This window comes from Nostoc piscinale CENA21 (assembly GCF_001298445.1).
In the GTDB taxonomy this organism is placed as follows: domain Bacteria; phylum Cyanobacteriota; class Cyanobacteriia; order Cyanobacteriales; family Nostocaceae; genus Nostoc_B; species Nostoc_B piscinale_A.
In genome coordinates this window covers 6,589,178-6,612,661 of the sequence record NZ_CP012036.1, presented here as the reverse complement: position 1 = coordinate 6,612,661, position 23,484 = coordinate 6,589,178, and the positions used below count along the sequence as shown (strand labels likewise).

At 42.4% G+C, this 23,484-nt stretch carries 9 protein-coding genes, 2 tRNA genes, 3 rRNA genes and 6 pseudogenes; 5 read left to right on the top strand and 15 right to left on the bottom strand.

The features are described from left to right. Positions 1–15 precede the first annotated feature (15 nt). Positions 16–1,518 (bottom strand): TM0106 family RecB-like putative nuclease, encoded by a 1,503-nt coding sequence (locus ACX27_RS28480; RefSeq protein WP_062297474.1) that lies wholly within the window; start codon positions 1,516–1,518, stop codon positions 16–18. Positions 1,519–1,595: 77 nt separating this feature from the next. On the opposite strand from ACX27_RS28480, the gene ACX27_RS28475 reads away from it, so the two are divergent. Then, positions 1,596–2,798: an aminotransferase class V-fold PLP-dependent enzyme gene (locus ACX27_RS28475; RefSeq protein ID WP_062297472.1), complete on the top strand. Its 1,203-nt coding sequence runs from the start codon at positions 1,596–1,598 to the stop codon at positions 2,796–2,798. A gap of 315 nt (positions 2,799–3,113) precedes the next feature. Here ACX27_RS28475 and ACX27_RS28470 read toward each other — a convergent pair. Further along, positions 3,114–4,482: pseudogene (locus ACX27_RS28470) on the bottom strand (cytochrome P450). 151 nt (positions 4,483–4,633) lie between these two features. Here ACX27_RS28470 and ACX27_RS28465 point away from each other — a divergent pair. Then, the gene (locus ACX27_RS28465; RefSeq protein ID WP_062297471.1) at positions 4,634–5,932 is read left to right on the top strand and encodes a cation:proton antiporter; all 1,299 of its coding nucleotides are present in this window, start codon (positions 4,634–4,636) and stop codon (positions 5,930–5,932) included. Positions 5,933–5,988: 56 nt separating this feature from the next. Here the strand turns inward: ACX27_RS28465 and ACX27_RS28460 are convergent, their stop codons facing one another. The 8 genes and pseudogenes from ACX27_RS28460 to ACX27_RS28420 all read right to left on the bottom strand — a co-directional run bounded on the left by ACX27_RS28460 (position 5,989) and on the right by ACX27_RS28420 (position 13,873). After that, positions 5,989–7,071, bottom strand: a complete 1,083-nt coding sequence (locus tag ACX27_RS28460; protein ID WP_062297469.1) for a glycosyl transferase — start codon at positions 7,069–7,071, stop codon at positions 5,989–5,991. Positions 7,072–7,224: 153 nt separating this feature from the next. Beyond that, positions 7,225–7,540: pseudogene (locus ACX27_RS34525) on the bottom strand (IS66 family transposase); the annotation flags it as partial. Positions 7,541–7,735: 195 nt separating this feature from the next. Further along, positions 7,736–8,641: pseudogene (locus tag ACX27_RS31355) on the bottom strand (IS630 family transposase). A 142-nt stretch (positions 8,642–8,783) separates the two neighbouring features. Beyond that, positions 8,784–8,900: ribosomal RNA gene (gene rrf / locus ACX27_RS28440) — 5S ribosomal RNA — on the bottom strand. Between the two features lie 100 nt (positions 8,901–9,000). Next, positions 9,001–11,820: ribosomal RNA gene (locus ACX27_RS28435) — 23S ribosomal RNA — on the bottom strand. 221 nt (positions 11,821–12,041) lie between these two features. Continuing rightward, positions 12,042–12,114: transfer RNA gene (locus tag ACX27_RS28430), tRNA-Ala, on the bottom strand. Positions 12,115–12,196: 82 nt separating this feature from the next. Then, a tRNA-Ile gene (locus ACX27_RS28425) sits at positions 12,197–12,270 on the bottom strand. Positions 12,271–12,387: 117 nt separating this feature from the next. Next, positions 12,388–13,873, bottom strand: a 16S ribosomal RNA gene (locus tag ACX27_RS28420). Together the 16S, 23S and 5S rRNA genes with 2 tRNA genes alongside form the textbook arrangement of a ribosomal RNA operon. Positions 13,874–14,168: 295 nt before the next feature. Here ACX27_RS28420 and glyQ point away from each other — a divergent pair. Then, a complete protein-coding gene (glyQ, locus tag ACX27_RS28415) occupies positions 14,169–15,047 on the top strand; it encodes a glycine--tRNA ligase subunit alpha (RefSeq protein ID WP_062297464.1) in 879 nt (292 codons plus the stop codon). Positions 15,048–15,155: 108 nt separating this feature from the next. On the opposite strand, the gene ACX27_RS28410 is transcribed toward glyQ, so the two are convergent. The 5 genes and pseudogenes from ACX27_RS28410 to ACX27_RS28390 form a co-directional block, all read right to left on the bottom strand. After that, positions 15,156–15,947 carry an ABC transporter ATP-binding protein gene (locus ACX27_RS28410; protein ID WP_062297462.1) on the bottom strand — a complete coding sequence of 264 codons (792 nt, stop codon included), beginning with the start codon at positions 15,945–15,947 and terminating at the stop codon, positions 15,156–15,158. 22 nt (positions 15,948–15,969) lie between these two features. Further along, positions 15,970–16,903, bottom strand: a pseudogene (locus ACX27_RS28405) (branched-chain amino acid ABC transporter permease). A gap of 23 nt (positions 16,904–16,926) precedes the next feature. Then, positions 16,927–17,878: pseudogene (locus ACX27_RS28400) on the bottom strand (branched-chain amino acid ABC transporter permease). Positions 17,879–17,885: 7 nt separating this feature from the next. Continuing rightward, a pseudogene (locus ACX27_RS28395) lies at positions 17,886–19,107 on the bottom strand (ABC transporter substrate-binding protein). Positions 19,108–19,351: 244 nt separating this feature from the next. Next, entirely contained in the window at positions 19,352–20,503 is a 1,152-nt protein-coding gene (locus tag ACX27_RS28390; RefSeq protein ID WP_062297461.1) for an FAD-dependent oxidoreductase, read from the bottom strand. A 69-nt stretch (positions 20,504–20,572) separates the two neighbouring features. Between ACX27_RS28390 and ACX27_RS28385 the strand changes: the two genes are divergently transcribed. After that, entirely contained in the window at positions 20,573–21,082 is a 510-nt protein-coding gene (locus ACX27_RS28385; protein WP_062297459.1) for a GNAT family N-acetyltransferase, read from the top strand. A gap of 349 nt (positions 21,083–21,431) precedes the next feature. Further along, positions 21,432–23,291, top strand: a complete 1,860-nt coding sequence (locus ACX27_RS28380) for an NAD(P)H-quinone oxidoreductase subunit F (protein ID WP_062297457.1) — start codon at positions 21,432–21,434, stop codon at positions 23,289–23,291. The last annotated feature ends 193 nt before the right edge of the window (positions 23,292–23,484 follow it).

The following is a 23,484-nucleotide window of genomic DNA, read 5'->3' as shown; positions in this document are numbered from 1 at the left end:
GTCATACATGATGCCTTATTTCTGCATTCTGACTTCTGATTCTTGAATGATACTGCATTCATTTTGGAAAAAATTTACTAGCCAGTCTTTGACGCTGCGTGTTGCGTGACAGTCGTCTTCGTTGTAGCGTTGGATAATTTCTAAGAAAGAGCGATCGCCTGTCTCTAACCATTGATCATACCAGTAGATACATTTAGCGCCACTGGCTTCTTTATCGCGCCACTCAAAGCCTAACCATCGGGCAATTACTTTTAGGGCATAACTTTCTACAGGTAAGGCGACGCTTTGAATTAATTGTTCATAAACATCTACAAATCTATTGAGAACAGGATTAACTAAAGATTTTGGTGTTTGGTATAGTTTGGCTAATCTTTTCACTGTGTCAAATTCGTAAACACAAAAATGATAAATTGGTGCATCGGGATATTGCCCAACTAAGTTAATAAATTGTCGCCAAACTAATTCTTCATCCTCTGGACTTTCCGCTAAAAAAGAATAAAATTGTTGTGTATTATTTTGTCTATCAACAACTAACACGCCTAAAAGATAATCTAAATCTAAGTCTGGCTGGGCTTCAATATCAAAATACAGTTCTACAGGAGCGGTAAAGGTCAGTTCTGCTGGCGGTAAAGAAGTTGGTAAAATTAACGGACGCTGTTCAATAACAGCTTGGGCTTGAATGGTTAACTTGGTTGCTACTACACTATCAAACCCTGGTAAGTCTTCTAAGATGATTGGATTTGTATTCGCTAGAGATTCGAGGGTGGTGAGGGAAAGGGTTTGGAGTTGGGTGTAGCGGACGGGTGTAACTCCTGGTAATAAAGAAAGATGGTTTTGTGCTTGGGCGATCGCATAACATTGACTATGCCAGTGGCAAAGGTTACACTTTTGCCGTGAAATAAACATCTCTGGCGGTTCTGGTGATTTGATAGCTTCAATGAACTCCTCCAGAATTTGGAACATCTGTGGTGTCCATTTCGCCAAATCTACGGGATAGCTAATGTCTCTGGTGCGTAAGATTAACCAAGCTTTATCCGGGATGACTCCCTGAATTGCGGCTAAGGCTTGGGCGTGGAATGCTGCTACAACTTGATATTCTTGTTTGGGACGTTTACCGAGTTCCATATTCGCAGGAACATACATCCAATCACCAAAGCAAGACTCTCCTGACTGTTTTACCAATAAATCTGGACGGCTGAGGAGTGTGTAGTTTTCACTGGCAGTTTCTACCCAGTCTTGATAATTACTTAACAATACTCCCTGGTAAATATACTCAACTCCACGCTGCATTAATTCTAATGTGGCGGCTTGGGCAGCTTCCCGATTTCCTGGTGAATATTGCGGTTTTTCATAGTCAAACCCTGCCAAAATCCCTTGATGATAGATAACTTTGTCTTGTTGCAATTTAGACAACAAGTCATTTGGTGCATCTCTCAGGCTTTTGTCAGCATTAATATCTAAAATTGGTCGGCGTTTACAGCGTTGGTATTGTAGTAAATGTTCAGCATTAATCAACATTCATTTAAGCTAACAATAATTGTGGCTTTTTGGGGTTGAGAACAAGGGTTGAGAGTAAAAATATTGAGATTCGACACATGACTAGCGTTTCTGCTATCCAAACCGACTTGCATCACCATCGAGAGCAATTTCCCGCTTTAGCTAATAAGCTTTATTTTAACTATGGCGGACAAGGCCCGTTACCCAAACAGGCAATTGATGCGATGATTCAAACTGAAACTCATATTCAGCAGCTAGGCCCCTTTGGTAATGAAGTTGGACGCTGGATAGGTTCTTATAATCAAACTATCAAACAAGCGATCGCCACGGAACTCAACGCCCCCCCAGAAACTATCACCCTGACAGAAAATGTGACTATGGGCTGTAATATTCCTTTGTGGGGAATTGATTGGCATCCAGGCGACCATCTGTTATTGTCAGACTGTGAACATCAAGGGGTAATTGCCGCAGCTAAAGAAATTGGGCGACGGTTTCATGTAGAAGTTACCACCTGTCCGTTAATGGCAACTTTAAATGATGGTGATCCTGTGGCGGTTGTTGCCCAAAATTTACGCCCCAACACCCGCTTAGTAATTCTCAGCCACGTCCTTTGGAATACTGGTCAAGTTCTGCCCCTTGACAGAATTATAGAAGTATGCAGAGATAACCATTCTTTAATATTAGTCGATGCTGCCCAATCTGTGGGTTTATTGCCGTTAAATCTAACTCAATTGGGAGCAGATTTTTATGCGTTTACTGGGCATAAATGGTGGTGTGGCCCGGCTGGTGTGGGTGGGTTATATGTCAAACCAGAAGCCTTAGAAAAACTTGCACCGACATTTATTGGTTGGCGTGGCGTAATTAAAGATAGTGAAGGACAGCCAATAGATTTGTTTCGTGATGGGCGGAGATATGAAGTCGGGACATCGGCTTATTCATTTTATGCAGGATTGGTAGAGGCGATCGCTCTTCATCAACAATGGGGTACAGCCGAAGAACGTTATCAACAAATTTGCCGCAACAGTGAATATCTCTGGCGCAAATTATCAGTCTTACCGCAAATTAAATGTCTGCGAAATTCCCCACCGGAAAGCGGTTTAGTTTCCTTTCAATTTGTTCAGCATGATTCTCAAATTAGTTTCAAATTAGTGCAGTTTTTGGAAACTAACAAGATATTCACCCGCACCATTGCCAAACCTGATTGTGTTCGCGCTACCGTCCACTACTTCACTGTAGACTCAGAAATGGATGAATTAGTCGAACAAATAAAGAAGTTTAGTCAATATAGCAGTCCTATTTGATGAACAAAACAGACAAGGGAGAAAAGAGAGAGAGTTTTATAAATCATAGGACGTATGCACCAAGATTATCTGCGAAGAATAGGTGTAAGGGTTATAGATACATATACCCTACACCCTCTCCCCAACCCTTGATTTTTTAAGTCCCATCAGGGAGCTAGAAAGCTCAAATTCTTGATACCGTGTGCGATACATTAAAAAATGCTTGCGTGAAACCTTGAAGGAGTTTTGAGGATTTATTGTTTTTGCCCAGCCTCAGAAAAATGGCAATTTATACCTCAACTCATCCTTGTAAATTGGCAAAAGTATTGTTAATAACTACACTTTTATAGGAGTATTTGCTTTTTGTCGTAGTCCGGTTGCAACTAACCACTTTCCATTTGAAGGTGCTAAAGTAATGCCACGACGTATGGGTTTAACGCTAGAGTTGCTTACTAATGCTAAATCTACTTGAGATAATACTGTTGCTAGTACAAGTTTCATTTCAAATAAGGCAAATGCCATACCCAAGCAACGACGATTACTTCCACCAAAAGGTAAATATTCATATAAAGAATATTGCCTTTCTAAAAATCTTTCTGGTTTGAACTGTTGTGGTTCTGCATACAAATCTGAACGGCGATGAGTTAAATAAATACAACCTACGAGTAATGTTCCTGGTTCAAATTGATGATTCATAATTTCTATAGGTCGTTTCACAATCCGAGGAATAGTAATCATCGCGATGGGATAAATCCGTAGCGTTTCTTGGCAAACTGCTGTTAGATAAGGTAAGCGAGTAATTTCTTCTAAATCTGCATTGTTTCCAAAACTATCTAACTCAGACAAGAGCTTTTCACGTATTTGTGGTTGGCGATGAATCCAGTACAATGCCCATGTTAAGGCTGAGGCCGTGGTTTCATGACCAGCAACCAATAAAGTCATCAATTCATCGCGTAACTCTACATCAGTCATAAGTTCGCCGTTTTCATCACGCGCTGACATCATTAAAGATAAAATGTCACTTCCAGAGGTTTCTGGATGATTTCTGCGTTCTTGAATCTCAGCATACAGTAGTTGGTCAATTTGCTCTCGTTGACGCAAAAAAAATGCCCCAAGGACTCCATGAACCTAAATCTACTTGCATTATTGGTAAAAATGATATTGTGGCACGTAAACTAGAACCAGTTAAATCTAGTATGGAAGCCAGCAGTTTTTGTAATTGAGTATAACGTTCTCCTTCAGTTAGTCCGAACACAGCTTGCAAAATCACTCTCAGAGAGATTTCTTGCATAGAGTCGCGGGCAGAAAACGGTTGACCAAATTTCCATTGACCGATGACTTCTTTGGTGATTTCGGCGATGATATTACCGTAGGCTTTCATGCGATCGCCATGAAAAGGCGGTGTTAATAACTTACGCTGGCGTTGGTGAGATGTACCAGATAGCAATATTAAAGAATTTTCACCCAACAAAGGCTGCAAAATTTGAGCAGAACCTCTAGAATCTAAATTACTGAGGTTTTCTGTAAATAATTGTTGAATTGCTTGTGGATTACTGAAAAACACCATTGGCTGTTTGTTTGTTAGCCATAATGTAAAACAGTCACCATATGCTTTGGCAGAATTTTCCATTAATTGCAATGGCTGATAAATCCATTGTAATAACTGCATGAATTTGGGGATTTTGGGACTCTCAGGGAGTTGCATAACTAATGCTCCTGGTACTGCTATTTTCACTAACTTAAGAAGAGTATTAATTACCGGACTGTTTTTTGCTGAAATCTACCTATAGGTAATTTATTGCTAGAAATATTACAACTAAACTTGCAAGTTAGTATACTTTTTTATACTAATTTCCATGTTTGATATTTATATTATCGACTTGTTCTTGATTGGACTAATCTTACTGGTAGTTACATTAGCATCCGGTTGGATTACCCGCTTACCTTTATCTTTTGCACTTATCTACCTATTGGTTGGGATTTTCCTTGGCCCTTATGGTTTAGGTTTAATTCATTTACGTCGAAATGATGTATTCAATGCGGAATTACTAGAAAGGCTGACTGAATTTGTTGTAATTATTTCAGTGTTTAGTTGTGGCTTAAAAATCATTCGTCCACTAAATTTGCGAGTTTGGGGAATTACATCTCGCCTGATTGGAATATTAATGCCAATTTCAATTTTTAGCTTGGCGGCTGTGGGCAAATTATTTTTAGGGATGAATTGGGGAGAAGCTATATTGTTAGGAGCTATTCTCGCACCAACTGACCCTGTATTAGCTTCAGAAGTGCAACTTACTGATACTAATGATAGAGATGAGTTACGTTTTGGTTTAACTTCTGAAGGTGGCTTAAATGATGCCTTAGCGTTTCCCTTTGTTTACTTTGGTATTTATGCTTTAAAAGATGAAAACTGGAACAATTGGTTTAAACAATGGATATTGATAGATATACTTTGGGCGATCGCAGCAGGAATATTCATGGGGATTTTAGTCCCGAAAATCATAGTCTGGCTTGATCAACATATCCAAAAGCGTCGTTCTGCTGACAAATTAATGGAAGATTTTGTTGGCATTAGTATTATTTTGCTGACTTATTCTTTAACAGAATTTGTTAATGGTTATGGTTTTTTAGCAGTATTTGTCGCTGGCTTAGTAGTACAACGCAGTTATCAGAATCCAGAAAAGCCATTAGCTCAATTAGAATTTATCGAACAATTAGAAAAACTGTTAGAAGTTGGCACAATTTTATTATTAGGCTCTATTTTACTATTCAAGCCTATGGTTGATTATGCTTGGCAATCTTTAGTTGTAATTATTTTCTTGTTTTTGTTGATACGACCTTTAGGTGCGTGGATCAGCACAATTAGAAAACATCCTCTTAGTTCCCATCGCTATCATCTACATCCTGGAACTCGCTGGCTGTTTGGTTGGTTTGGAATTCGTGGAGTTGGTTCCCTCTATTATCTGGCTTACGCTTTTGGTAATGGTCTGAAGGGAGAAGCTGCTGAACAGATTGCCTGGATAACTTATACAACCATTGTGGCATCAGTAATTGTACATGGTATTAGTGCAACTCCTTTAATGAATTGGTATGAGGTTCATATTGCCAAACAAAAAAAATCTACACCGGCTTCTACCATTGATGAATTTGAGTAACCGCAGACACATCAATTTCTTGATGAATCAGCTCTTTAAGTAAAATGCAATAGCTTTCATTTGTGAGTGAATTGGTTGATAATAGCTTGTGCGATCGCTTCATTTCCATCCTTGGCGATTTTTTCGCTTTGCTGCGGTGGTTGGGGTAATTCATAAAGGAAATTCCAATTACCTGTAAAAAATTCTGCGGGTGTGACAATTTGATGATGGTTGTAAGTCGTAATTCCCTCTAAAAGATAACTAGCTTCGGCAAAATCATCACGGGGAATTGTCACTAGAGGAATTTCTAAACTTGTCACCTCGGAAAAAGTACCATAACCCGGTTTAGAAACTATGCGTCCACAAATTGGCATAAAATCAACAGGGCGATATTTATTATCATGAATCTTGACTAAATTTGGTAAATCTGGTGCAGAACTATCAAAAGTGATAAATTGCCAATCTAGGAAATTTTGCAAGTTTTCGTAAGGTATTTGTTGTAAACCTAAACCGCCAAAGGTGAGTAAAATAGTTTTATCTTGTGGTGCATTTATGCCCCAATTAGCACGTAATTCATCAGCAGAATAACGCGGTGAGCCACCTGTTAAACCCACATCGGTGATATTTTGAAAAGCCGACATTGGTTCATGAAAGGGTAAACGAAACAAGCGATCGCATTTAGAATAACACTCACTAATCCAATCTGCGATCGCTACAAATTCACCACCCCAATCTCTATATATCAAATCCCAACCAAAGTTACTCATCATCCAGCAAGGAATATTTGCAGCTTTGGCAAATAAAGGTGTAAGAAACGGAATATCAGCCAAGATTAAATCAACCCGATTTTGTCGGATAAAATTAACTTCCGACGAAATTAAAGAATTTTGCTGCTTTTTAATTTCTAATAGTTTTGCTAAAGTTGCGTCTTTATCCATTGTCAAACTATCAGCTTGTATGACACCCAAATCAAAAGCGCGGGGACGATGGATAAAATCACCTTCTATATATGACTCCAGCAACCAACGCGGCGCAGTCGTCGCCATAATTAAAAGTACATTAGGACACAATTTTTGGATAGTTGCAGCTACAGATGCTGTGCGAGTAGCATGACCAAAACCGTGATTAGTTATAGCTACGTATAAGATAGGGCGTTTCATACTAATTAGGGAGTGGTAATACTAAATCTCAGTAGACCGAAAAGTTTGGCGATCATTCTGTAATGACGACCTGTTTCAGTAGAATTTTACTGAAAAGCCTTTCTATGCTTATGCTACTGTCTATGTCATTAAAAAGTATGTAAGGATTCAGGTTTAAAGTTGAGGTATTAAAGATGGGGTCTGCATAGCAGGGCTAAACATCGCTTTTATAGATTGGTCAAAAAAGTCAATTACAGAACGTCCTTGACGATGGCAAGTTTGTATCACAGCCAATAAATTGGCAATATCTTGAAACCGTTCCATAGAACGGGAAGCGCCACTGACTTTTCTTTTTGTGACAGCTAAAAGTAACGTTCGTTCTGCCAAATTATTATCAGGCGTATCGCGGGTGGGCTAAAAAATACCACCATTGATGAGCCTTATCTCGTAGGGATCGTAAAAGTTTACCTGCTTCTCCTCCGGCTATAGCAATCCATGAATGAATAGCAGATTCAACTTCTAGTTCAGGAAGTGATTAATATTATAGCTTTGTTGGAATGAAGTATGGTTTTCAAAAGCTTCATCTACCAGTTTGAGAAATTTTGTCCCAATATCTTGGTTATTTGAGCCAGGAAGTTTAATCAGTTTCTTGAAATGACGGGTGTTATAGCCGTAGCCATAATAGTTAGGACGCTGCTTGCTTGAGAACGGGTTCTATTGCATCACGTAGATTATCGGATTTGGGTAACAACTTACGAACCCTACTTTTGAGCCATGCCCAACACTTTTCAATCCGATTGAGAGCGGGTGAGTAAGGGGGGAGATAAACGACCTGGCACCCTGTGGCTTCAATGAATGAAGCAATGCGGCCACCATGATGGAATGTCGCATTATCTATAATCACCCACTCACCCGGACGCAAGACCGGAATCAAACAAGTTTCTAGCCAAGTCTCAAACACAGTTCGGTTACACGCCCCCTCTCCTATCAAAGACGCTGCGCGAACGACCGTAAATGGCGCAATCAATTGTCCCTCTCGATACCCAGCAATCATATTGATGCGACCTTGCCGTCGACCCGATTTGAGTTCGTAGAAGCGTTCCCCAACTTCCGAGTATCCGTAGCCGTAGTTGTCGCGTTCATCCATCCCAGACTCATCAACGTATACAAGATGAGAAGCTTTCGGGTTGGGTTACCCAGTTGCGCTAAGAACGCTGCCCGTTTGACTTCATCTCGTTGACTATACCCGTATGTTTTTTTTACGTGTATGTCCTATCTTTTGTAATGCTCTGGAAATGGTGCGTTGGCTAATCTCCCCATCCCACAACTGTGCCATTTCACTCTGGGTTTTATCCCTATACTGTTTCACAAAGGTACGAAACTTTTCCCAATCCTTGATTTTGCCGCTCTGCTGCGATGCTTTTCTCGATTTGGGTTTGACATTACCTGTTTGGGCTTTGCGCTGCAACCACAGGTTAATTGTATTGCGACTGATATTGAACACAAGGCTTGCTTCACACTTTTTGAGACCGTCCAACTCAATCGCTTGTATCACTTTTTGCCGAAAATCATCACTATAAGCTTTAGCCATTGAAATCGGGGTAGACCCTATGGTAACTATTTTACTTTACGTCCTAACTTATATGGCTATAGCTATAAAATCTTAAGAGAGGAGAGAATAAATACTAAAAAGCTCCTTTTTACATTAAAAGGAGCTTTTAGTGGAAAAAAAGACCTGGCGCCGAGCAATTGTGGCAGGAGGCGACCCTCCAACTATCGTAGCCGCAGCAGCGTTTCACCTCTGAGTTCGGGATGTATCAGTGTGGTTCCACCGCGCCATAGGCACCAGGAAAGACAGTGAACAGTGGGCAGTTATCAGTTATCAAACAACTGTCACCCATTCAGAAACCCTGAAGACTGCAAGAAACGCGATTTACCAAATAAATGTTTGAGGTCAAGCCCTCGGTCTGTTAGCACGCTCGGCTACATACATTACTGCACTTCCACCTACCGCCTAAGAACCTGTGTTCTACAGGTGACCTTACCTACTTAAAGTAGTGAGAACACTCATCTTGAGGTGGGCTTCCCACTTAGATGCTTTCAGCGGTTATCCGCTCCGCACTTGGCTACCCAGCGTCTACTGTTGGTACAATAACTGGTACACCAGCGGTGCGTCCTTCCCGGTCCTCTCGTACTAAGGAAGGCTCCTCTCAATGTTCTAACGCCTGCACCGGATATGGACCGAACTGTCTCACGACGTTCTGAACCCAGCTCACGTACCGCTTTAATGGGCGAACAGCCCAACCCTTGGGACGTACTTCCGCCCCAGGTTGCGATGAGCCGACATCGAGGTGCCAAACCTCCCCGTCGATGTGGACTCTTGGGGGAGATCAGCCTGTTATCCCTAGAGTAACTTTTATCCGTTGAGCGACGGCCATTCCACTCTGCGCCGTCGGATCACTAAGGCCTACTTTCGTACCTGCTCGACTTGTCAGTCTTGCAGTCAAGCTCCCTTTATGCCTTTACACTCGCCGCACGGTTTCCAAGCGTGCTGAGGGAACCTTTGCGCGCCTCCGTTACCTTTTAGGAGGCGACCGCCCCAGTCAAACTGCCCACCTGAAACTGTCCTTCTACCGGATCACGGTAGTAAGTTAGAATCCTAGCTTCGCCAGAGTGGTATCTCACCGTTGACTCCATATCCCCCACAAGGAATATCTCTTCGTCTCCCACCTATCCTGCGCAAGCGAAGCCCGGACACCATTCCAGGCTACAGTAAAGCTTCATAGGGTCTTTCTGTCCAGGTGCAGGCAGTCCGTATCTTCACAGACATTCCTATTTCGCCGAGTCTCTCTCTGAGACACCATCCAGATCGTTACGCCTTTCGTGCGGGTCGGAACTTACCCGACAAGGAATTTCGCTACCTTAGGACCGTTATAGTTACGGCCGCCGTTCACCGGGGCTTCGGTCGTCAGCTTCATGTTGCCACTGACCAACTTCCTTAACCTTCCGGCACTGGGCAGGCGTCAGCCCCCATACTTCCTCTTGCGAGTTTGCGGAGACCTGTGTTTTTGGTAAACAGTCGCCTGGATCTCTTCACTGCGACCCACTCTCGTGGGCACCCCTTCTTCCGAAGTTACGGGGCCATTTTGCCGAGTTCCTTAGAGAGAGTTATCTCGCGCCCCTTGGTTTACTCAACCTCCCTACCTGTGTCGGTTTCGGGTACGGGTACCATATGTTCATCACATGACTAGCTTTTCTTGGCACTATCTTTCACTACGCGGAGTTCGTAAACCCCTCCCAAACCAATTAGGGTGTAGCTATTTTTCATGCGTCCCTTGCCATGCTCCCATATCGTAGTCAGGGAATCTTCACCCTGTGTCCATCGACTACGCCTTTCGACCTCGCCTTAGGACCCGACTCACCCAGAGCGGACGAACCTGGCTCTGGAACCCTTAGGGTTTCGGGGCATTGGATTCTCACCAATGTTTGCGCTACTCAAGCCGACATTCTCACTTCCGTTTCGTCCACAGCTGCTCGCCGCTACTGCTTCTCCCTACTACGGAACGCTCCCCTACCGATTAATTTCTTAATCCCACAGCTTCGGTACATCACTTAGCCCCGTTCATTTTCGGCGCAAGACCGCTTGACTAGTGAGCTATTACGCACTCTTTCAAGGGTGGCTGCTTCTAGGCAAACCTCCTAGTTGTCTATGCAGTCTCACCTCCTTTATCACTTAGTGATGATTTGGGGACCTTAGCTGGTGGTCTGGGCTGTTTCCCTCTTGACGATGAAGCTTATCCCCCACCGTCTCACTGGCAATGTGTCCATCGGGTATTCTGAGTTTGTCTCGATTTGGTACCGGTCTCCCAGCCCGCACCGAAACAGTGCTTTACCCCCCGACTATATTCATTACCGCTGCGCCTCAACACATTTCGGGGAGAACCAGCTAGCTCCTGGTTCGATTGGCATTTCACCCCTAACCACAGCTCATCCGCCGATTTTTCAACATCGGTCGGTGCGGACCTCCACTTGGTGTTACCCAGCTTCATCCTGGCCATGGTTAGATCACCAGGGTTCGGGTCTATAAACACTGATTATCGCCCTTTTCAGACTCGGTTTCCCTTTGGCTCCAGCATTCTCGCTTTAACCTACCAGTGCCTATAAGTCGCCGGCTCATTCTTCAACAGGCACGCGGTCATCCGTTTAATCGGACTCCCACTGCTTGTAAGCTCACGGTTTCATGTTCTATTTCACTCCCCTTCCGGGGTTCTTTTCACCTTTCCCTCGCGGTACTTGTTCTCTATCGGTCACACAGTAGTATTTAGCCTTACGAGATGGTCCTCGCTGATTCACATGGGATTCCTCGTGCCCCATGCTACTCGGGATTCAGCTTCTATCCTTTGACTTTCGACTACAAGACTTTCACTTTCTCTGGTGCAGTATTTAGCTGCTTCGTCTAGCCTCTAGATTCGATATTGCTGTCCCACTACCCCAAAAGGTAAACCCTTTGGTTTAGGCTCTTCCCCTTTCGCTCACCACTACACAGGGAATCTCTTTTGATTTCTTTTCCTCCAGCTACTAAGATGTTTCAGTTCGCTGGGTTGGCTCATACCTGTCTATATATTCAACAGGCTGTATTTAGGGTTGCCCCATTCGGATATCTCCGGCTCAATGTTTGCTTCCAACTCCCCGGAGCTTTTCGTCGGTAACCACGTCCTTCTTCGCCTCTGTGTGCCTAGGTATCCACCATTAGCTCTTTTTCGCTTGACCACTTAACAATTGGTGTTTCACCCGCAGTCTTTTGTCTTTTGTTTCCGGTCTTTTAGCTTTTTTGCCTTTTGACTTTTCACTTTTGACTTTTTTGACTGCCTGCTATACAATCGCGTTTCTATGCAGTTTTCAAGGTTCTGGCTAGGATTCAACCCAGCATTCTAACTCTTTCTATTTGTTAGGTGCTGGTCTTTTTTTCCTTTGTTTTTTGTTTTTTCAGGTGGAGGTTAGCGGACTCGAACCGCTGACATCCTGCTTGCAAAGCAGGCGCTCTACCAACTGAGCTAAACCCCCCCACACAATTCGCAGTTCACAATTTTCAATTCGCAGTTATTAATAGCGAATTGCGAATTGCACATTGCCAATTGCTTTCAGGTGGGCCATCCTGGACTCGAACCAGGGACCTCACCCTTATCAGGGGTGCGCTCTAACCACCTGAGCTAATAGCCCCAATACGAACCAAATATAGTTTGAAAGCTTACACAATCCTCTGCGACCGACCTAGGTTGACCATCTTGTTCTCTATTTGCTGTGCGCTTTCGATTCCAAGTTGGGTAGGTCTCCCTAAAAGGAGGTGATCCAGCCACACCTTCCGGTACGGCTACCTTGTTACGACTTCACCCCAGTCACCAGCACTGCCTTAGGCATCCCCCTCCTCACGGTTGGGGTAATGACTTCGGGCGTTGCCAGCTTCCATGGTGTGACGGGCGGTGTGTACAAGGCCCGGGAACGAATTCACTGCAGTATGCTGACCTGCAATTACTAGCGATTCCTCCTTCACGAAGGCGAGTTGCAGCCTTCGATCTGAACTGAGCTCCGATTTCCGGGATTTGCTTGCTATCGCTAGCTCGCTGCCCTCTGTTCGGAGCATTGTAGTACGTGTGTAGCCCAAGACGTAAGGGGCATGCTGACTTGACGTCATCCCCACCTTCCTCCGGTTTGTCACCGGCAGTCTCTCTAGAGTGCCCAACTTAATGCTGGCAACTAAAAACGAGGGTTGCGCTCGTTGCGGGACTTAACCCAACATCTCACGACACGAGCTGACGACAGCCATGCACCACCTGTGTTCGCGCTCCCGAAGGCACTCCCTGCTTTCACAAGGATTCGCGACATGTCAAGTCTTGGTAAGGTTCTTCGCGTTGCATCGAATTAAACCACATACTCCACCGCTTGTGCGGGCCCCCGTCAATTCCTTTGAGTTTCACACTTGCGTGCGTACTCCCCAGGCGGGATACTTAACGCGTTGGCTCCGGCACTGCGAGGGTCGATACTCGCAACGCCTAGTATCCATCGTTTACGGCTAGGACTACTGGGGTATCTAATCCCATTCGCTCCCCTAGCTTTCGTCCCTCAGTGTCAGTTGCGGCCTAGTAGAGCGCCTTCGCCACCGGTGTTCTTCCTGATCTCTACGCATTTCACCGCTACACCAGGAATTCCCTCTACCCCGAACGCACTCTAGCTATGTAGTTTCCACTGCTTTTATCTAGTTAAGCTAGACTCTTTAACAGCAGACTTACATCGCCACCTGCGGACGCTTTACGCCCAATCATTCCGGATAACGCTTGCATCCTCCGTATTACCGCGGCTGCTGGCACGGAGTTAGCCGATGCTTATTCCTCAAGTACCGTCATTTTTTCTTCCTTGAGAAAAGAGGTTTACAACCCAAGAGCCTTCCTCCCTCACGCGGTATTGCTCCGTCAGGCTTTCGCCCATTGCGGAAAATTCCCCACTGCTGCCTCCCGTAGGAGTCTGGGCCGTGTCTCAGTCCCAGTGTGGCTGATCATCCTCTCAGACCAGCTACTGATCGTCGCCTTGGTGCGCTCTTACCACACCAACTAGCTAATCAGACGCGAGCTCATCTTCAGGCAGCTAGCCTTTCACCTCTCGGCACATCCGGTATTAGCCACCGTTTCCAGTAGTTATCCCCGACCTGAAGCTAGATTCTCACGCGTTACTCACCCGTCCGCCACTGAATCCTAAGATTCCGTTCGACTTGCATGTGTTAAGCATACCGCCAGCGTTCATCCTGAGCCAGGATCAAACTCTCCGTTTTGATTCCTTTCTTGGCTACTCTTTTTTAACCTTAGCCTGGTTATACTATTTACTTGACGCAGGTACTTGTGCTATTATTGCTTTCAAACTATAATCTTTTCATGGTTCGGTTCCCTTCGAGCGAGCTTCGCTTTGCAGCGCCCCCTCTCTCAGGCACTTATCCAATATATCTCTTCCTTTGTTGAGTGTCAACCTCTTCTGCAAAAAAAAATTTTCCCCCTTCTTTGAACTCTCTACTCATCGGCTTTCTAGTCCACAATAGTGAATGCACTGTGCAGAGAAAGGAAGGGTAGAGAGTGAATTTTCAGTCAGTAATAGCCACACTGCATCAATTCTGGAGTGATCGCGGTTGCTTGATTGCCCAGCCTTATGACATTGAAAAGGGCGCTGGGACAAAAAATCCCCATACATTTTTAAGGGCATTGGGGCCAGAACCTTGGGCTGTGGCTTATGTTGAACCATGTCGCCGCCCCACGGATGGTCGTTATGGCGAAAACCCTAACCGTTTCCAACATTATTATCAGTACCAAGTTTTAATTAAACCGTCACCAGATAACATTCAACAGATTTATCTTGATTCTTTGAGGGCTTTGGGTATTCGTCCTGAAGACCATGATGTCCGGTTTGTGGAAGATAACTGGGAAGATGCAACGGTAGGTGCTTGGGGAACTGGCTGGGAAGTCTGGTTGGATGGAATGGAAATTACTCAATTTACCTACTTTCAACAATGCGGCGGTATAGACTGTCGGCCTGTATCAATTGAAATTACTTATGGATTAGAGCGGTTGGCAATGTATCTCCAGCAAGTGGAAGCAATTATCAAGCTTCAATGGACAGATGACATTACTTATGGAGATGTTTTCTTGCAAAATGAGATTGAGCAGAGTACTTACAACTTTGAAGCATCAAATCCTGAGATGTTGCTAACACTGTTTAATTTGTATGAGCAGGAAGCTAATCAGTTGACGGAGCGTGGTTTAGTCTTACCCAGCTTGGATTATGTAATGAAGTGTTCGCACACTTTCAATTTGCTGGATGCCAGAGGAGTAATTTCTGTAACAGAGCGAACTCGTTATATTGCGAGGATTCGTCATTTGGCGCGAAAAGTTGCACAACTATATGTAGAGCAACGAGAAAAGCTGGGTTATCCTTTACTAAAGAAAACAACTGTATAAATTGTACAAGCCTCGAAACTAATACGGGCGCAAGTGTTTATCTAAGATTACGTTTCTGTCTCACCAAGACACTGCCTTCCAGTAAATTCGGCTGTAATTGTAGGAAGGTTATTCATTTCCTAAATAAGCCTCAATGACAGCCGGATTATTTCTGACTACAGATGGTTCACCCAAGGCGATTAATTGACCAAAATCTAAGACAGCAATTCGATCGCACAAACCCATGACTAATGGTACGTGATGTTCAATCAGAATGATGGTTAATTTGAAGCGATCGCGGAGATTGCAGATAAATTCGCTGAGTTGCTGTTTTTCACTGGGGTTCATACCGGCAGCTGGTTCGTCTAAAAGCAAGATTTGTGGTTCTAAAGCTAATGCACGGGCTATTTCTAAGCGACGTTGATCACCGTAAGCGAAATTTTTAGCTTTTTCGGCTGCGCGATCGCTCAAACCTACTAGTTCTAATAATTCTAAAGCTTTTTGTTTACTTTGATATTCTTCAGCGGGTGCGGGTGGTAATCCCAAAACTCCTGTAATCATATTACTTTTAGTATGCAAATGCCGAGCAATAATGACATTTTCTAAGGCTGATAATTCACCAAATAAGCGAATATTTTGAAAGGTTCTCGCAATACCTAAAGCTGCAATTTGATGCGGGCGCAATTGAGAAATTTCTTGACCTTGATAAATCAATTCTCCTTCAGAAGGTGGAATCAGGGCTGTAATTAAATTAAATAAAGTTGTTTTTCCTGCACCATTAGGGCCAATTAAGCCAAAAATTTCATGTTGATTAACTTTAAAAAATACATTATTTACCGCTACTAAACCACCAAAGCGGCGAGTTAGGGACTTGGCTTCTAATATCACTTTGTTTTTATCTGGGGAATTAATCTCAGACATATTTAAATTTGCATATTCTCTTTTATTTTCTGACTTTACCTATTTGAAAAATCTCAGGTGTGACTAAGCCTTGTGGAAAGAAAATAGTACCTATGACTATGAGTAAACCAAAAATAATTAATCTGCCATCTCTGAGAAATTGGGCTAACCAACCTAACCAATTAGGAAAAATACCTGAGTCGGCGATACCACGTAGAATTTCTGGTAGGGCTGTGAATACCATACCACCTACAACAGAACCTAAAAAAAGTTCTTGAACCACCGATTAAAACAAAAGTTAAATAAATAATACTGGCATCAAATGTACCTTGACGCGCATTCCAAGTGTTGAGAAAATGGGCGCTAATTGCACCTACAACACCAGCTAGAACTGCACCCAAAGTAAAGGCTAAAACTTTATAGTAGGTAGGGTTAATTCCTATTGCCCCTGCTGCTAATTCATCTTCGCGTATGGCTGTAAATGCTCTACCGACTCGCACGCGTTCTAAACGATAGAATAACAGCATACTAATTAACAGTAATGGTAAAGCAATCCACAAATATTCTATTTGACTTTGGAACGGTTGGGGTATACCAAAAATACCGACAGCACCGCCTGTAATTTCTAAATTTAAGGAAAGAACTCGCAGAACTTCCACAAAAGCAATGGTGGCGATCGCTAGATAAATTCCCCGTAATCTGAGCGCCGGAATACCTACTAATAAACCCAGTATACCAGACACTAAACCAGCGATTAACATTTCCAATAAAAGTAAATGTATGGGAAATAAATTACTACTGGATGTAAATACTTTTGTGGATAAAATCGCTGCAATATATCCACCTAAAGCATAAAATCCTGGACTGGCTAAAGATAATTGTCCAGTCATTAAAGGTAAGTACAAAGAAAGTCCTAATAATGCGCCTAGCACCATCGAGACAATTAGTGAACCATAAGTTGAAAAAAATTCAGCCATAAAGTGCCAGAATACAGAACTTCTTAGACTTTCTGAACGAAACGCCGCCCAAGTAAACCTTGAGGTCTAACTAACAGCATGATAAACAATATTCCAAATGCTACCGCATCTTTGTAGCCAGAATATTCGGCGGGGACAAAAGCTTCTACTAAACCAATAAGTAATCCTCCTAAAACTGCACCAGGAATACTACCCAAACCACCCAAGACTATCACAGCTAAACCCCGTAAACCAAAGGCGATACCAAAGTATGGGCCAGCAATACTCACACTAGAAGCCACCAATGTTCCGGCTAATCCTGCTAAGAAACTGCTGATAAAAAAATGTCAAAACAATAAAGCGATCGCTATTAATTCCTAGTAAACTAGCTGTAGTTGTATCTTCGGCGATTGCTTGCATTGCCTTACCATATTTAGTCCGATTAATAAAATAGGTAAGAATTGCCACAATTACCATTGACACCACAAAAATTAATATCTGCACACTGCGAATTGGAATTGATTTTTCGACAGTGCCGAAATTAATTGCGGGTGGTAAATTACCAAAAGTATTAGCGGGATACGTATAACTTTCTGCACCTACTAAATACTGAATCAAGTTAACAATTACTACTGCTACACCTAAGCTAGAAACAACTGTTAATAAAGGATCAGATCCTTGGCGGCGCAAAGGTAAGAAAGCAACACGTTCCATTGCGACTCCTACTAATCCCGCTAGGCTACTGCCAATGATTAAAGATATGGCAAATGGTAATTGTACAGGTAGGGTCAAATTTGCCAGCAAACCGTTAAATCCAAAAGTTCCACCCATGAGTGCATAAGTGAAATATGCACCAAGGGTAAAAATTGCACCATGCGCTAAATTAATGATGCCTAAAATAGAATAAACCAAGGTATATCCTAAAGCAAAAATCGCGTAGACACTGCCAATAGATAACCCATTTAATAATTGTTGAAAAAACAGACTAATATCCATGTAGCTACTATTTCAAAAATGTAAATTTACCTTTACTACCATCTGGTTCCATTTTAATTTGAGCTACGTAAAAGTCTTTTTGTACTACTTCTCCTATCGGTGTAAAACCAATTTCACCTAATGGTGTATTGTATTTACCAGTCAGTAGCTGTTTGTTCAATTCTGTTCGCAATGCTGGTAATTCTAACTTGTTAACTTTACTCTTTTGATCTAAAGATTTTAGAGCTTCTACATATACTTGAACTGCTGCAAATGCTTGGGCGCTAAATTGAGGTGGTTCTTTTTTTAAATTGGTCTACATAAGCTTGACGAAATGCGGTATTAATTTCACCAGGATGTTCTGGGCTGTATGCTTGAGCAATTAGCACACCATCGCAAAGTGCCTTACAAACTGGCAAAATATTAGATGTATTTAGACCATTACCACCAACAATTAAGCCTTTATAGCCTAATTCTCGCAGTTGTCTTACTAAGTTACCACCATCGGCAGCTAAACCAGAAATAATTACTAAATCTGGTTTCAGGTTAATTGCATTGGTGGCTTGACTTTGAAAATCTGTATCGCTAGTTTGGAATTTTTGGACTGTAACTAATTCTAAATTTTGTTCTTTGACTGTTTGCTGAAATATTTCGGTTTCTGATTTGCTAAATGCGTCATTTTGCGCGTAGAAAACAGCTACTTTTTTAATGTTAGGATTTAGCTTGAGTGCAGCTTTGATTGAATTCGGCGCAACTACAGAAACTGGTGCTGAAACCCGCGCAATGTAATCACCAATTTCTGGTATACCTTTGGCTGTATTTGAAGGGCCAAGTACAGGTATTTTAGCCCGTTCGGCAATGGGGTCAGCACTAAAGGCTTGTTGTGATAAAGTCGGCCCGACAATTCCCACAACTTTATCTTTATTAATTAATGCTTGAAAGGCATTAATTGTACCAGCTTCATCGCCAGCAGTATCTTGAAAGACTAATTTAATGGGTGTGCCATTAATACCACCTTTATTATTAAAATATTTTTCGGCAATTTTAGCGCCAGCAACTTGTTCTTGACCCAGTAATGCAACATTACTTGTTTGGGCTACGGCAATCCCAATAGGTATAACACCTGATGTTCCTGGAGTTGCATTGTTATTATTGGTTGGATTTGTGCTAGTGGTAGAGCCAGTACAGGCAGTAATAAATAAAGCGAAAATGGGTAGTAATGCTGTGGTACAAATAAAAGCAGTATTCATTAGTTAATAATTATGCAGTTATTAGAAATGTAAAATGATTAATTGTTTAATTATTTTTATTTGACCATGTTTTGGTGTTGCATAAATGTGGCATTGATTTCTTTAACGCAGAGACGCAGAGAGAATAAAGAGTTTTAAATTTTAATCCGTTAAATTTCATTCCATAATTCAGCAATAGATAAGTTTGCTAACTGTTTCAGTTAACGAGAAAGTCTAGTTCATAATATCTTACTGTGTGTTGTGCTTACACACTCAACCTTTGCATAAAGCGGCGGTCAATCCAATCTTTCCAGCACCATGTTAAAGGGTGGGGTGGTAAGGTGAATGCGCCTTTGGTAGCGATCGCTCGTTTGTCGCCTGTCCCAATTAAACTTAGATATTGTTGCTGTGGTATATAAGGTTTGAGTGGTTTGCCTAAAATCATTCGTTGCAAGTTCTCAAACAATGGTTTACCTTGACGCACTGCAAATACACCTGCTTTGGGACGGGGATGGTTTACCATTGTGGCAATATCACCAGCAGCAAATACATACGGATGGGTTTGGGATTGCAAAGTATCGTTGACTAAAATAAAGCCTTGTTCATCAGTTCCGAGTCCGGTAGTTGTTAACCAGTCTACTGCTGCGGCTTGTGTTACCCAAAAAACTTTATGACACTCTACCACTAACCCAGATTCACATTTCACGGCAAAGAGTTCTTGGTATATCTGTGTAATTTGAAAAACAGACTCACCTAGATGCAGCCTAATACCTCGACGGGTTAAAACTTGTTTTACCTGAAGCTGTACTGATTCATGATTATGGGGCAAAATTTCTTGATGACGATGAAATAAATGAATTTCCAGATTTTGAACTGGTTGCTGTTTCGCAATCAAGATTTGCTGTAAATGCGCTTGTATGGCGAGTGCTAATTCTACGCCACCCACACCACCACCGACAATTGCTATTTTGAGTTGCTGCTGAGGATTTTCGTGAACGTTTTGCAGCAGTTTATACCAGTAATCGAGAAGTTTTGCTACTGGTTTAGCTGGTATAGCGTATTCTGCTGCACCTGGTACAGAGATTGTAGCGGGAGTGCTGCCAATATCAATAGACAGCACATCAAAATTTACCGCAGGACGGTTAGCACAAATTACTTGACGATTTTCTAAATCTAAACCAATGGCTTGGTCTATATATAAATGTGCATGAGCTAAGTCAGCTAATCTTGACAAATTAATATGGCACTCATCGTAACTATATAATCCAGCAATGTGTCCGGGTAGCATTCCCGAATAAGGTGTGTCTGATGCTGGCGTGATTAAAGTTAAACATACTCCTGGTAGTGGTTTCATGCCAAACATTTTTAGTGCGATCGTATGACTATGACCACCACCAACTAGTACTAAATCAGGCATAGAATTCTTTTAATGAACACTGTATGATTTTTGAATATTTTCTACAATATCCTTTCTGACACGGTGGCAATGACTATCCGCCATGCGACTGAAGCTGATTTACCTGCGATCGTAGCCATTTATAATGCGGCGGTTCCTAGCCGTCTCGCTACTGCTGATTTAGAACCTGTATCTGTGGAAAGTCGCCGCACTTGGTTTCATGGGCGCTCACCTAATTATCGTCCTTTGTGGGTAATTGAACAGGAAGGTATAATTGCTGGTTGGCTAAGTTTCCAATCATTTTACGGTCGCCCAGCTTATAATTCTACTGCCGAAATTAGTATTTATATTGCCCCAGCTTTTCATCATTGCGGTTTGGGAAGACGACTATTAAGCCTCGCAATTGCGGAAAGTCCCAATTTAGGTTTAAAAACGCTCTTAGGTTTTATTTTTGCCCATAATCACCCCAGTCTAAAACTTTTTGAAACATTAGGTTTTCAACGTTGGGGACATTTACCGCAAGTTGCAGAACTAGATAGGGTAGAACGGGACTTAATCATTATGGGTTTGCGAATTGAGGACAAGAAGTCTGAGGTCTGAAAAATATATGAAAGAGTTATTCATTAGTCATTGGGTGTCTTTATACGTAGAACAGAGTGATCCCAAGATATAAATAATGATTACTATATTTATTTCTCTATAGAAAAACCATAGATATTAATCGATAGATGACATTGGTTAATTCAATCCATAGATATATAAGAATTAATTAGACTAATTATCGCTGATTTATCTAATCAACTAATTCCCTTTTGCCTCAGATAACGGTAAGCTTAATCTAACAAAATTAAGCAAATATAAACTTGCATTTTTGAATAGTGCATAGCAGCGGGATCAAAGCGATTTGATACCAAAACACTGATTCTTGTTTAAATCTAGAGGTATTTTCATGGCTCAGTTTCTACTAGAGACTGTTTGGCTGGTTCCTTTATATGCCTTAAGTGGTGGGCTTTTAGCTGTACCTTGGTCGCCAGGGATCATTCGCAAAACTGGGCCAAGGCCAGCAGGTTATGTAAACTTAATAATGACATTTTTGGCGTTTCTCCATAGTGCGATCGCCTTACAAGCAACTTGGAATCATCCCCCCCAAGAAGTATTTATTCATTGGTTATCAACAGCAGGTTTAGACTTGACCATTGCTGTCGAACTCTCCTCAATTAGTGTAGGCGCATTAGTAGTAATCACTGGTTTAAATTTATTAGCACAAATTTATGCTATTGGTTACATGGAAATGGATTGGGGTTGGGGACGCTTCTATTCTTTATTAGGTTTGTTTGAAGCCGGATTGTGCGCCCTAGCTTTATGTAATAACTTGTTCTTTAGTTATGTAATTCTGGAAATCCTCACCTTGGGAACCTACCTGTTAGTTGGCTTATGGTTTAGCCAACCCTTGGTGGTGAGTGGTGCAAGAGACGCTTTTTTAACCAAACGGGTAGGAGACTTGTTTCTGCTGATTGGGGTTTTAGGTTTGTGGACTCTGGCGGGAACCTGGGATTACAACGAACTCGCTGTATGGGCGAAAACTGCGGAAGTTGACCCCACAGTAATTACTTTGGTAGGTTTAGCCTTAATTGCCGGGCCGATGGGTAAATGCGCCCAATTCCCCCTGCACTTGTGGTTAGATGAAGCGATGGAAGGCCCTGTTCCCAGTACAATTTTGCGGAACTCGGTAGTCGTAGCCAGTGGCGCATGGGTACTGATTAAACTACAACCCGTATTAACTCTATCACCGCTAGTTTCTACCGCGCTGGTAGCAATTGGGTCAGTAACAGCTATTGGTGCATCTTTAATTGCGATCGCGCAAATTGACATCAAACGCTGCCAATCCTATTCTGTGAGTGCTTACATGGGCTTGGTGTTCATCGCTGTAGGCACACAGCAAGATGACGCAGCATTGTTATTAGTCCTCACTAATGCCCTAGCCGCAGCTTTGTTAGTGATGAGTACTGGTGGCATTATCTGGAACAGCATCACTCAAAATGTGACTCAATTAGGTGGACTTTGGTCACGCCGTCCTATCTCTGCTATTGCTTTTATTGTTGGGACTTTAGGATTAATTGGGTTTCCACCCCTCGGTAGCTTTTGGGCATTGATGGAATTAGCCGATGGGTTATGGGAAACTCAGCCTTGGCTAGTTGGGGTAGTTATAGCTGTGAATGCGTTGACAGCCATCAGTTTAACCAGAGAATTTGGCTTGATTTTTGCTGGCAAACCTAAGCAGATGAGTGAGCGATCTCCAGAAGTTCACTGGCCAATGGTACTACCAATGGTGATTTTACTCGGCTTTGTGCTGCATCTGCCCTTAGTGTTGCAAAGCTTATCACTCTTCCCTGACTGGGTAAACATGAATAAAGATGTAGCACTACTGTTAATTTGGTCTACTATCTTTGGTTGCAGCGTCGCTGGCGTAATTTATTTCGGCAACATTCCCAAGCCAGTTCGCTTACCCTGGAAAGGTTTGCAAGATTTGTTGGCTTACGATTTTTACACTCCTAAAATCTACCGTATGACCATCATTTTCAGCGTTGCCCAGCTGGCAAAATTTGCTGATATGGTTGACCGCTTTGTAGTAGATGGCATTGTCAACTTTGTTGGGTTGTTCTCCCTCCTTGGTGGCGAAGGTTTAAAATACAGCACCTCTGGTCAAACTCAAACTTATGCCTTTACAGTCCTCTTGGGAATTGGTCTTTTAGGCGTGTGGGTGACATGGCCATACTGGGGCGTACAGTTTCTAGAGTTGATGTTTTGAGTCTAAGGTTCATGGTCAATGTTCAAACATTAAGGCTTAATGTTCAAAGATCAAGGCTTAACGTTCAAACATTAAGGCTTAATGTTTAAAGATCAAGGCTTAACGTTCAAACATTAAGGCTTAATGTTTAAAGATCAAGGCTTAACGTTCAAACATTAAGGCTTAATGTTCAAAGATCCATAGTCAGTGTTTC